The sequence below is a fragment of the Virgibacillus sp. 7505 genome, assembly GCF_002272135.1.
In the GTDB taxonomy this organism is placed as follows: domain Bacteria; phylum Bacillota; class Bacilli; order Bacillales; family Amphibacillaceae; genus Terribacillus.
The window spans coordinates 1-209 of sequence record NZ_NPBF01000489.1; the positions used below are offsets into that span (position 1 = coordinate 1).

The following is a 209-nucleotide window of genomic DNA, read 5'->3' on the forward strand; positions in this document are numbered from 1 at the left end:
ATTCTATCTAGGCTGCATTCGCTCATAAAAGAAGTAACCTCCAGTTTAGAGGCCTATGATTTAACAAAAGGGGCGCGTTTAACGGCAACTTTTCTTGATGAAATGAGCAACTGGTATATCCGTCGAACGCGCCAGCGGTTTTGGGCTAGCGGGATGAATGAAGACAAAAAGGCAGCTTACTCTACTTTGTATCATGTGCTTACAAAAAC

Annotated in this window: 1 protein-coding gene; it reads left to right on the top strand. The window is 43.1% G+C overall.

Annotation, left to right across the window (positions count from 1 at the left end):
• A partial coding sequence (locus CHH91_RS19915; RefSeq protein ID WP_141234294.1) for a class I tRNA ligase family protein occupies positions 1 to 209 on the top strand: 209 nt, incomplete at both ends.